The sequence below is a fragment of the Moritella sp. JT01 genome, from assembly GCF_001574435.1.
GTDB lineage: Bacteria > Pseudomonadota > Gammaproteobacteria > Enterobacterales > Moritellaceae > Moritella.
Map to the genome: position 1 here is coordinate 123,328 of NZ_LOCN01000007.1, position 12,574 is coordinate 135,901.

General features: G+C 41.1%; 5 protein-coding genes. 3 read left to right on the forward strand and 2 right to left on the reverse strand.

Annotated elements, in window-relative coordinates; translation table 11 throughout:
- Window positions 1–30: 30 nt before the first annotated feature.
- Window positions 31–1,488: an NAD(P)/FAD-dependent oxidoreductase gene (locus tag AKG98_RS07250; RefSeq protein ID WP_067043540.1), complete on the reverse strand. Its 1,458-nt coding sequence runs from the start codon at window positions 1,486–1,488 to the stop codon at window positions 31–33.
- 635 nt (window positions 1,489–2,123) lie between these two features.
- Here AKG98_RS07250 and AKG98_RS07255 point away from each other — a divergent pair.
- The 3 genes from AKG98_RS07255 to AKG98_RS07265 all read left to right on the forward strand — a co-directional run bounded on the left by AKG98_RS07255 (window position 2,124) and on the right by AKG98_RS07265 (window position 11,396).
- Window positions 2,124–7,517, forward strand: coding sequence for a M4 family metallopeptidase (locus AKG98_RS07255; RefSeq protein ID WP_067043543.1), 5,394 nt, complete (start codon window positions 2,124–2,126; stop codon window positions 7,515–7,517).
- Between the two features lie 331 nt (window positions 7,518–7,848).
- Complete coding sequence (locus AKG98_RS07260) at window positions 7,849–9,519, forward strand: AMP-binding protein (RefSeq protein WP_067043546.1); 1,671 nt, start codon at window positions 7,849–7,851, stop codon at window positions 9,517–9,519.
- A 245-nt stretch (window positions 9,520–9,764) separates the two neighbouring features.
- Complete coding sequence (locus tag AKG98_RS07265) at window positions 9,765–11,396, forward strand: alkaline phosphatase (protein WP_067043549.1); 1,632 nt, start codon at window positions 9,765–9,767, stop codon at window positions 11,394–11,396.
- Window positions 11,397–11,479: 83 nt separating this feature from the next.
- Here the strand turns inward: AKG98_RS07265 and AKG98_RS07270 are convergent, their stop codons facing one another.
- Window positions 11,480–12,517 (reverse strand): GGDEF domain-containing protein, encoded by a 1,038-nt coding sequence (locus AKG98_RS07270; protein WP_067043552.1) that lies wholly within the window; start codon window positions 12,515–12,517, stop codon window positions 11,480–11,482.
- Between the last annotated feature and the right edge of the window lie 57 nt (window positions 12,518–12,574).

A 12,574-nucleotide genomic window follows, 5' to 3' on the forward strand; every position in this document is an offset into this window, starting at 1 on the left:
ATGACCTTATTTGTGTTCGTCTTCATTGTCCTATTTTCTGTCTAGACAGCGCCCTCTCGGTTCATCGCCCTCGTGCAGCACGATATCGGTATGCAGAAACTCAGCAGCCTCTGCTGAACCTTTCACCTTCTTCGCACTGCGTTCCAACATTTCGGCTTCAAACTCAGTTAACACTCTTTCCCTTACGCCAGCTTCGCGCCATTTAGACAAGGGTCTACATTCTTTTGTAATTACCCTAGCCAGTGCCAGCGCATCCAGCAGCGCTTGATTCGCGCCTTGTCCTTTGAATGGACTCATAGGATGAGCAGCATCTCCGATCAAGGTCACGTTAGCCCCTTTCTGCAACAATTCAGGCTCGAGTAACGCTCGGTCATACACAGGATAACCAGAAACCATCACTTCCTGCGTCGCCGTTAAAATTTGAGGGATGGGATCGTGCCACTGACATCGTCTCAACGCTTCTTCTTTTAGCGCTTTAGTTCCTTTCGCACTCAAGGCCTTAGCCTCTTCTTCTGGCATTGGAAAGCTAAGCTGCCACATCACCGAGTCCGATGCATAAGGCATGATGTAGATCCGCTCATGACCATTAGCGGTTTGGAATACCGTGGCCGAGTCCAGTAAAGCACGATCAAGACCTTCATCTTCAAGATCAGCCAAAGGACAAATCCCCAAAATCACGATACAGCCTAAATAATTTAAGGGCGAAGCATCCTCACCCACCAGCAACTTGCGCACCGAACTACGAATGCCATCCGCCCCAACGACAAGATCCGCATGAGCGTACTTCATCTCGCCTTCAACCTGAAAGCTCAAATCAACAGCTTCACCCTCAGATTGTTTAAAATCGACCAACTGGTGGCCCCACTGCACCACATCATGTCCACCTAGCTGTTCAAGCAGAGCTAAGCGTAACGACTGCCTCGCGATATGTACATTCGTGCGTTTGGGTAACTTTTTGTCGTCTGACGGCACCCACTTTCTGATCCCCCATTCACCGAGCACTTTTCCTTCTGTCGTATGAACCACATGTCTGGTTGAAATTATGCCGTCCTCTAACGAGAAAATACCCAGCCCCTCGATCGCTCTACTCGCTTGCTGCAGAGTAAGCCCATAACCTTGAGATCGAGCTTCGAAGCCGCTATCGCGTTCATAAAGCGTAAAAGGAATGCCACGGTGAAGGCAAGCCACAGCAAGGGCCACCCCACCGATGCCACCGCCAATAATAGCAAGGTGTGGGTAGTTCTCTTTATCCGGTCCATCAACGAAGGCAGGGATAGCAGAACGAATCAGCCCAGACCCTTTACAGTGCGAGCAGGCATCAAGGTGAGCCTTAGGGCGGACGGGAGCAATCCCTTCGCGGTTGGTTCTTTCAAATTGTTCTAGTTCTCGCTGGTAGCGGAGTCTTACTTTCTTTCGGAGCCGCTTACTTACTTTCCCGCGCCCCTTACATTCAGCACAAATATTCCAGTGGTTCTCTTCAGTTTTCAACTTTTCTACCTGCCCTATATTTAACCCGCTATTGGTTACACTTGAATAAGAAGACTCTCAGCTGTTAAAGCTCATATTTAGGCCTAAATTAAACTGAAAGTTAGGTGTGATTATAACGTTCATTACGGTCTATTACCGTTTAACTGGAGAAAACTTAGATTTTTCTTGATACAGTCTGTATTTGCGGCTGTTTTTTGGTAACGCTCGAGCGAAGAGTAACCGTAACAAGCTTACTGTAGCTTCCCCCAATAAATGATTTTATCTAAGTGAATGTTCATACTAATGACTTATTTACTCCTTATATACGTCTTACATCTGATTTTGGAAAATACTATCTCGCCATAAAATAAAAGACTAACTACATTAATAAATATTAATTAACAATAATATCAACAATTAAAGCCTAGAAATAAGAAGTAAACGCCCAATAAAACCCAATATTATAAATGAGATTAAGTAGCTCGAGTATGGACTAAGCAATAAAATCAATCCAAAATATAAGATTGAACAGGGCTATTACCCTTAAATTATTAGTTTTAATCAGTACCTTAAGAAATATGGAAGTTTAAAGTACGCAGCATTATATTCGGACACGAGTCATAACGGAGTGCCGAATAAATAAGGATATTAAATAAATGCAGCATATCACCAAGATATACTTACTGCTTAGCTTGTCATCAGCGAGCTTTGTTGCCCAAGCAGCCGAATCTCATCGGTTCAATTTTAAAGATGCAGAAAGTATCGAAAGTCACCTTAATTTAGCGAGTCAATTTTCGCTCAGTAGCACTCAAAGCAATCCCCACAGCTTTAAACTATTACCAGAAGTTTCCACCCAAACGTTTGCAGGCCAAAGCAAAACAAAAAAGACAGACAGAACTCACAATAAGTATCAACAAAATTACTTAGGTATTCCTGTTTGGGGTCATCAAATAGCCGTTCATCGTGATGCTAAGAGTCGAATTTATGCGCTAAATGGCAAACAATTAAAGAACATTGAATTAGATGTTAAGCTTTCGGCCTCTGCATTAGCAAACACGAAACCCAGTGAAGAATTACAAACAACGCTCATCGTAAAAGCAAAAAAACAATTTGGTTTAAATGAAAACGCCCAAGTATCCAACATTGAAGTTAAAAATTACATTCACTTAAATGAACAGAACATAGCAATACTGGTTTGGTATGTCTCATTTAAGCTTGAAGATGATCAAGGTAACATCGCACAACCTATCTTATTAGTTGATGCCGACACCAACGTTATTATCGATTCATGGAATAACCTACAACACGCGGCTGCAACGGGGCCAGGCGGTAACGCGAAAGTGGGTAGATATGAATACGGTACTGATTACACAGCACTAGATGTAACGCAAAATGGTAATGATTGTTTGCTCGAAAATGAAAACGTCCGAACCATTGATTTACAACACGGTTCAACTAACAGTGACACCTTTGCTTTTACTTGTTCGCGTAATGAATATAAAGAAATAAATGATGCATACTCTCCGCTTAACGATGCTCATGCCTTTGGTAGTGCAGTCTTTGATATGTACAATGACTGGTATGGATTAGCGCCACTGACGTTTCAATTAGTCATGCGAGTTCATTACCAAACTAATTACGCCAATGCCTTTTGGGATGGCTCCAGCATGACCTTTGGGGATGGTGATAGCAGTATTTACCCTTTGGTCTCACTTGATATTGTCGCACATGAAGTCAGCCACGGTTTCACTGACCAGAACTCAGACTTGATTTATAATGGTCAGTCTGGTGGTATCAACGAATCGTTTTCTGACATGGCGGGTGAAACCGCAGAGTTATTTGTACGCGGTAATAATGATTGGCTAATGGGTGCCGATATAACCAAAAATGGCGGCGCGTTCCGCTTTTTTGAAAACCCGACTCTTGATGGTAGATCAATTGGCCATGCAGATGACTATTATAACGGTATAGATGTACACTACAGCAGTGGTGTATTTAATCGCGCCTTTTATATTCTTTCAAACACATCGGGGTGGAACATCAAAAAAGCATTCTCGATTATGCTTGATGCCAACCGCTTTTATTGGACTCAATCAACAGATTTTGTCGATGGCGCGTGTGGTGCAATCAACGCAAGCGCAGATAAAGGTTATGACACTTTTGCCGTAATCGATGCTTTTACACAAGTTGGCGTCACTTGTAACAACCTCCCTTTTAGTGATCAAGATCATGATGGCATGTCTGATTATTGGGAACAATCCTATGGCCTAGATTATACGACGCCAGCTGACGCGTCACAGGATCTAGATCAAGATGGTTTATCAAACTTAAATGAATACCTTGCAGACACCAATCCAACCATTCCAGACTCTGATGGCGATGGCTTAACAGATTATGAAGAAGTATCAATTTATGGTACAGATCCGAATAATACAGATACAGATAATGACGAACTTCCCGACCAATGGGAAATTAGCGTTGGACTCGACCCATTAGATCCTAACGATGCACAACTCGATTCAGATTCTGATGGCGTAACGAATATTGATGAATACTTATTAGGTACAGACCCTTTCGATTCAAATTCTACGCCTGAAATTGTCACAAACGCTCTCTTCGATTTTGAAGATGCAACGATACCAAGCCAATTAATTAATGTAGATAACAACTGGGGACTAGTCAGCGAGGTCCCGTCAACAGGCGCGTATTCACTCGCGAATAAAACCATTGCTGATACCCAAACTGCTGAACTGCTCTGGAGTGCTTTATTTAGTGAAGGTACATTTTCGTTTGACTATAAAATAGATAGCGAACTCGACTATGATTTCTTTGAACTATATATCGATGATCAACAAGTACTCCAAGCATCTGGAGACGAGGAATGGAAAAATTTCAACCACACGTTATCTTCAGGTCTGCATACGCTTAGTTTCCGTTATAATAAGGATGGAAGTGTCTCGCAAGGCGCAGATCGTGCTTGGCTAGATAATGTAGCATTCTACTCAACGGGTCTAGATAGTGATAATGATGGTATGACAGATTCATGGGAAATCAGTAATAGCCTTAATCCAAATGATCCAACGGATGCGAATACTGATTTAGACAGCGATGGTTTAGATAATTTGACCGAATTCCAACTCGGGACTTTAGCGAACAACGCAGATAGTGATGACGATCAAATGCCTGATGGCTGGGAAATATCGTATGGCTTAGACCCGCTTAACAATCTTGATGCACTTGATGACTTAGATAATGATGGTTTTTCTAACCTGTCAGAATTTCAAGCAGGAACTGATCCAAGCGATGCAAGTCAGCAGCCGCCATCGATTCGAAACGTTTCATACGACTTCGAAGACCTGCAGTTACCACAAGGCTGGGTTAGCGATGCAAATGCCAACGCAAGTTGGGAGGTCAGTAATGATGAAGCAAAAAATAGCAACTATTCATTAATGTCCCAAAATATAGAGCATAATCAGAATTCAACTATCACTTGGAATGGAAATTTTAATGAGGGGACTTTAACCTATGATTATAAAGTTGAGTCAGAATCCAACTATGATTATTTAACCGTTTATCTTGATGACCAAGCTATGACCAATATTTCAGGCGCTCAAAACTGGTCAACACACACGGTCAATATTTCAGCTGGCAATCACACGATTAAATGGGTTTACCGTAAAGATAGCAGTGTATCTACCGGTAAAGACCGCGCTTGGATCGACAACGTCAGTTTTAATCCAGCTATTCAAGACAGTGACAATGATGGCATGCCTGACCAATGGGAGTTAGACAATAGTCTGGATCCAAACGATCCAACCGATGCGTCACTTGACCCTGATCAGGATGGCCTTACTAATTTAGTAGAATACCAGATAGATTCTGACATCAACAACAGTGATACAGATGCTGACGGTGTGCCAGACAGTGAAGATAGCGCACCTCGCGATAGCAATGTAGGAGAGATGCAAGCGCCAACGTTTAGCGCTATTGCTGATATTCAGATTGAAGCAGTTGGAATATTAACGAACGTTAGTTCCCTCACCTTACCGCCTAACACAGTCAGTGATAACGGCAGATTACCCGTTCAAGTAAACCACAATATAACGGCGAACCTAGCGATAGGTGATCATAACATTATCTGGACTGCAACGGATCACTCAGGCAACAGTGCAACAGCAACACAAATATTACGAATTAGAGATACGATTGCACCAGAATTTCATTTATCTCCACTCTATCAAGTTTCTAGCCAGGGTATATTTACAGATCTAACTCCGCTGTTACACCTACAAGCAAGTGATCTTGTAGATGGTGATATTAATGCACAAATAACAACACCTTCTCTATTAAAATCGGGATTACACCTTGTTAACGTTCAGGCTGTGGATCAGTCAAATAATACGACGACGGCACAAGTTACTGTTGCCATCAATCCACAGATTGCAATACCGGCTCAAATCCAAACGGCAGTCGGTAATCAAGTCATCGTGCCCGTTTACCTCAATGGCGAGGCAGCGCAATATCCTGTGCAAATTGATTACACAGTAACGGGATTAATAACACCGATACAATCGCAGTTAAGTATTAACCATGGTATGTCTGGTAAGTTAATATTCAATATTCCAGCGAACCACTCCGGTGACAGTATCACTGTCGGTCTAGACGGTGCGGTGAATGCACACATCGCCAGTGGCACCAGCCAAATATCACTCATTAGCGATAATCAAGCACCAAACCTGAGTGTTAATATTAAGCAAGCGCAACAAGCTGTGACTTTAGTGCAAAAAAGTCTTGGTTTAGCTTATCTTGATGTATCGATCAATGATATCAATTTAGCAGACCAGCATGCAGTTTCATTCGACCTTCCGAGTGAATTCGAAGCGGCACTCACTCAGAATAATGGTAACCGTATCGAATTTGACCCAGCTACGATCCCAGTGGGTACTTACTCTGTCGATATAACCGTGTCAGAAACGAATACTGCGGCACTGTTATATAATCAGCTAACAATCCAAGTATTGGTCACAAATACGCTACCAGCGTTAGGGCTAGAAGACACAGACAAGGATGGTATTAACGATCAAGATGAAGGTTATGCTGACACCGATGGTGATGGTATTGTTGACTACCTCGATACCAATAATAATACGACTCAATTACCCTTAAGTAGCAGTAACCTCCCCTTATTTGTTAAGGCTTCAAGTAAATTATCACTTGGCGATATTAACTTACAAAGTAAAGGTGCTGATGCTGAGTTTGCAGATATTCATTTCAATGATATTCCGGTAAATACCAATTCAATTCATGTTGATGAGCAACTATTAGCAAGTGTGTTAATCAATGTGCGAATAAGTAAAAAACCGAGTGGTGAATCTGCGTTCATTGTTGTCCCGACAGAACCATTACCTGCCAATTCATTCTTGTATTTACATACTAAATTATCTAGCTGGTCAATACTCAGCGCTGGCACGCATGACAATGTATCTTCTGCGCCATTCAACCTCAACGGCAATTGCCCCGAGATAATGCATGAAAGCTATGTGTATGGCTTAAATCAAGGGGATGAATGTATATTAATCCAGATCGAAGACGGTGGTCATTATGATATAGATAAAACCACGAATAATAGCGTGTCTATCACTGCGGCTGTTTATCCTGAAATAGAAAATAACGCACCAAACGTGATTGTGTCAGTGCCGAGTACTGCATCTGAACTAACGAATATCATCATTGATGCGTCAAGTACTAGCGACATTGATCATGATCTACTGACTTACCAATGGACTTTACCGAACAACATCGACATTCAGTTAACCAACGTAGCACTAGGTAAAATAGAGCTATCCTTACCTGAAGTCAGTAGTGATACCGATATTGTTATACAGCTAACGGTAGGCGACGGTCACACCGTTGTAACAAAAGCACTCAATTTGAGGATTACCAATACTAAGTCAACTCCTGATGATGATTCCTCAGGTGGTGCGTTGTCGTTCTGGTTCATCTTAACGCTAACGTCACTGTTATTATTTCGTCAAAATGCAAACCGATAAACTATACACATGAGACCATAAAGCCCTCGTTGATAACATCAACAGGACTTTAATCCAAGAGCCTCCCTCCTACATTAAAGTCCTGTATATAAAGCCATACTCTCTGTATGATTAACACTAATCCATCAAGCTTGTATCAACTTATTATCGTCTTACCCCCCATTGTCTAACAAAAATATGTAAAGTCATAATCCAATGCTTTTTTTCACTAATTTATGATTTAATTAATAGATAATAATTTGCATATCCATCTAACAGGGTTATGATCTGCCAACATCCATCATTTTAGAGCAGTAACTCTACTGCACCTCGACCTACAGAGAGTGACAACATGGAAAAAGCTTGGCTAAATCGCTACCCTAGTGATGTACCAGAATTCATCGATGCATCACAATATGACAGTATTTTAGATATCGTAGAACAGAGCTGTAAAAAACACGCGGATTCAATCGCCTTTTTGAACATGGGCGCAACACTTACCTTTCGTCAACTTGAAGTACAAAGTCGCGCTTTTGCTGCTTATCTACAACATGATCTAAAGATGCAGCCAGGAGACCGTTGCGCAATAATGATGCCAAACCTACTGCAGTACCCAATTGCGCTTTTTGGTATTCTTCGAGCCGGACTCATTGCGGTTAACGTAAACCCCCTTTATACCCAACGAGAATTGCAGCATCAATTGGCGGATTCAGGCACAAAAATGATTGTTGCTATTACCAATTTTGGCGATAATCTGGAAAAGGTATTACCGCAAACCAGTATCGAGCATGTGATCATGGCCAGTATAGGCGATCAATTACCACAACCGAAACGTACCTTGGTTAACTTCGCTATTAAGTACGTTAAAAAAATGATCCCCGACTTTCACATTCCCAATGCAATTTCAATGCGTAAAGTAATAGCCACTGGACGTAAACGATCTTACCACCGCCCCGCATGTAAACCTGAAGATATTGCATATCTACAATATACAGGTGGTACAACAGGCGTAGCAAAAGGTGCAATGTTAACGCATCGCAATATTGTCGCTAACGTATTACAAGTTTTTGGTCAATTCTCTCCGCGTACACTTATGTCTAATGATCATGTTGTTACTCCCCTACCGCTTTACCATATCTTTGCTAATTCAGTAAGTCTGATGTTTATCATGATGATTGGGGGGCGTAATTTATTAATTACTAATCCTCGAGATATAGACGGTTTTGTCAAAGAACTAAAAAATTATCCTTTTACTACCTTTTTTGGTTTGAATACTCTGTTCAACGCGATGTTAAAGAATGAAAAATTCCGCGCATTAGATTTCAGCAGCTGTCGTTTTACCATCGCGGGAGGCATGTCAACCCAAGAAGATGTTGCAAAAGAATGGCAAAAAGTAACAGGGATGCCAATCATCGAAGGCTACGGCCTAACAGAATGCTCACCTGTTGTGTGTAGTGGTATACACACTCAGCAAGAATATACAGCGGGTATTGGCGTCCCACTACCATCAACAGAAATGCGTATCGTGAATGATGATAAGCAGCCATTGGGAGTCGATGAAGTTGGCGAACTGCAAGTTCGTGGACCACAGGTTATGGCTGGATATTGGAAGCAGGAAGAAGCAACGTCTCAATCAATTGATAGTGACGGTTGGTTTTCGACTGGCGATATAGCACGCATGGATAAAGACGGCGGATTCTTTATTGTAGATCGTAAAAAAGACATGATTTTAGTTTCTGGCTTCAATGTTTACCCCGCTGAAATTGAAGAAGTACTTCGATTACATCCTGATATTGAAGAAGCGGCTGCGGTTGGCATCCCTCACCAAATCACAGGTGAGCAGATTAAAGTATTTATATGCAGTACCAATAAAACACTGACGAGCAAAGACATACAAACATACTGCCGCCGTTATTTAACCGCTTATAAAATACCACGCAATATTGAGTTTCGCGATACACTTCCAAAAAGTGCCGTAGGTAAAATACTTAAGCGCGAGCTTATCACGGTATTAAAAGATTAATTAGACATAAAATACAACAAGGTATGCTCATATTTAAACACCTTGTTGTATTTAATAATTTAATTGTCACAGATAAACCTACTCGAGAAGCTATAAGCACAAAATTTAGTATAGTTACTGAACGCAACACAACTATTTATCAAAATTATTTTATATATTATTAACAATTTCACATAAATGTAACATGGTCATTATAACCTACCCGCAATAAAAACAACTAGATTAACCATTTACAGGGATTTATGATGATTAAAAATAGTGTATTAATGCTTGCGATTTCAAGCGTATTTCTTAGCGCTTGTAACAACTCTTCAGCTGTAACTACGCCAGAAATAACCAAAGTTAAAAATGTAATCTTGATGATTGGCGATGGTATGGGACCTCAACAAGTGGGTCTGTTAGAAGAATATGCACAGCGTGCCCCGCTTTCTATTTATAACGATAAAGGCAATAAAACCGCATTATCAAGATTCGCTGATGCGGGTCAAATGGGTTTATCGTTAAACGCCCCTTATGGGAGTAATGGTAGCCTTGTTGTTGATTCAGCATGCTCTGCAACTCAACTCGCGACAGGCGTTGCAGCCGGATCTGAAATGATCGGTCTAGATAGCCAAGGGAATGTGGTCGAGACAATCTTAGAAAAAGCTAAAGCACAAGGTAAAGCAACTGGTCTAGTATCAGACACCCGTATTACCCATGCAACACCCGCTGCATTCGCAGCCCATCAACCACACCGTTCGTATGAAGCCAAGATCGCAGAGCAGCTAATCGAATCAGGTAGTGTCGATGTGATGTTATCAGGCGGTGCACGAGTATTCCTACCCGCAGACATTAAAACCAACCAGGCTAGCCGTGATCAAATGGCCGCTTTAGGTATGCCTGGCAGCGTTTACAAAAAATCAAAACGTAAAGACCAACGTAATTTATTATTAGAGGCCAAAGAACAATACGGCTACAACCTTGCGTTCGATAAAGAGCAACTCGCCGCAGCTGAAGGCACTAAGCTGCTGGGATTATTCGCAAACTCAGGCATGGCAGACGGCATTGCTTATACAGCATGCAAACAAGACAACAGCTGCACACAACCATCATTACGTGACATGACCATGAAAGCCTTAGATATATTATCTAAAGATGAAGATGGTTTCTTCCTTATGATTGAAGGTGGACAAATAGACTGGGCTGGCCATGTTAACGATGCGGGCTGGATGCTACATGAATTAGTAAAGTTTGATGAAGCAGTCGCCGCGGTTTATGACTGGGTAAAAGATCGTAATGATACCCTTGTCATTATCACTGCCGATCATGAAACAGGTAGCTTCGGATTCAGTTACTCTCGTAATAATTTACCTGCCGCACAACATTTAACCGGTAATGGCATGCAAGGTAAAGAATACAAACCGAACTTCAACTTTGGCGCACTTTCACAACTTGATAAGCTGTATGCGCAAAGCGGTACTTTCTATGCAATGATGGATAAAGTCAGTGCCGATTGGGACTTCAAAGATAGCACAGGACAACAATGGGCTGATGCGATAAACAGTTACAGCGCGTTTAAAGTCACACCAGAACAAGCTGCGCCGATTGGTTTACGCGAAAAAAATGAATATCAGGTCGATGGTCATAAATACTTAAGTGCGAAGGAATTCCCGAAAGTGAATGACTTTAAAGAGTTCTACGTATACGGCGATGAAATTCACGCAAACTTAATTGGCCGTGCACTAGGTGCCGCGCAAAATGTGGTTTGGGGAACAGGCACACATACAGCCTCTCCAGTACCTGTCTATGCATTTGGGCCTGAGAGTATCACCAGACAATTTTCGACCATGCAACATCATGTTGAATTAAGTCAGAAAATGGCTGACGCCTTCCTATAAGACGACACCTAACGGTAATACTGAACCAAGGTAAATAATAAACCTCGTCAAAGGTGATAAAGCAAACCCGTTTAAGGTACGCCTTAAACGAGTTTGGCTAATATCTGATTTTTCCCTGAGTTCTTCACTTTGTACAACAATTTATCTGCCATTTCATACAAAGTTAACATATCTTTATCAGTGTATTTAATCGTCACCATGCCTAATGATATTGTCACACATGAATAACCATTATTCTCCTTATGCGGGATCCCTAGACCTTGCACTGCTAAACGAATATCGTTCACAAATTGCGATGCGGCTATTTCATCATCGGCATAAAATAACAACCCAAATTCTTCACCACCTAAGCGGAATATATAATCGTCAGCGCGTAATAACTTATTCTGTAATAAATTAGACATAATAACCAAGGCATTATCACCGGCTACATGCCCATAGTTATCATTGAATTTTTTAAAGTTATCTACATCGATAATAGCGAAGTTTAATAAACGATGGTGGCGTTTAGCCGCGCGTAAACTATCTGGAAATACATCATTGAATTTACGTCGATTGTATAATCCAGTCAATGGATCTGTGAGTGAACACATTTCTAAACGACGGTTATTTTCTCGTAACTCACGTTTTTGCTTCTTCAGTTCAGTCACATCAAGCATTACGCCAACAACCCCTAGGATCTGTTGTTGTTCATCGAGTACCGATGCTTTATAAAAAGTGAATATGCGAATAGAGCCATCTGCACATTTCACCGAAGTTTCGTATACTTGCTTACCTGGATTTTTAAGTAATAATAAATCTTTAGCGTGATAAATTTCAGCTAATTCATTCGGTATACAGTCATTCAAATCGAATAACGATTTATTAATGATTTGCTCTTTATCTATCCCTAATATTGTCTGCGCAAAAGTATCATTACACTGCTGATATACGCCATCGATATTTTTATAAAAAAGTGGGCAGGGGATAGTATCGACTAGGGTCTGTAATAGCCTCGTCGATCTTAACGATTCACTTGTTATTTGGTTAGCAAGATCAAGTTGTTGCTGTAAATTTTCAGATTTACTTTCTAGTTTTACAACTTGTGCTTCTAATTCTTGGTAAGTTAACTTTTTTTTCATCGCACACCAAATAAGTAATAATCGAAAACAATACATCAATAATTTCAGCCGCTAATT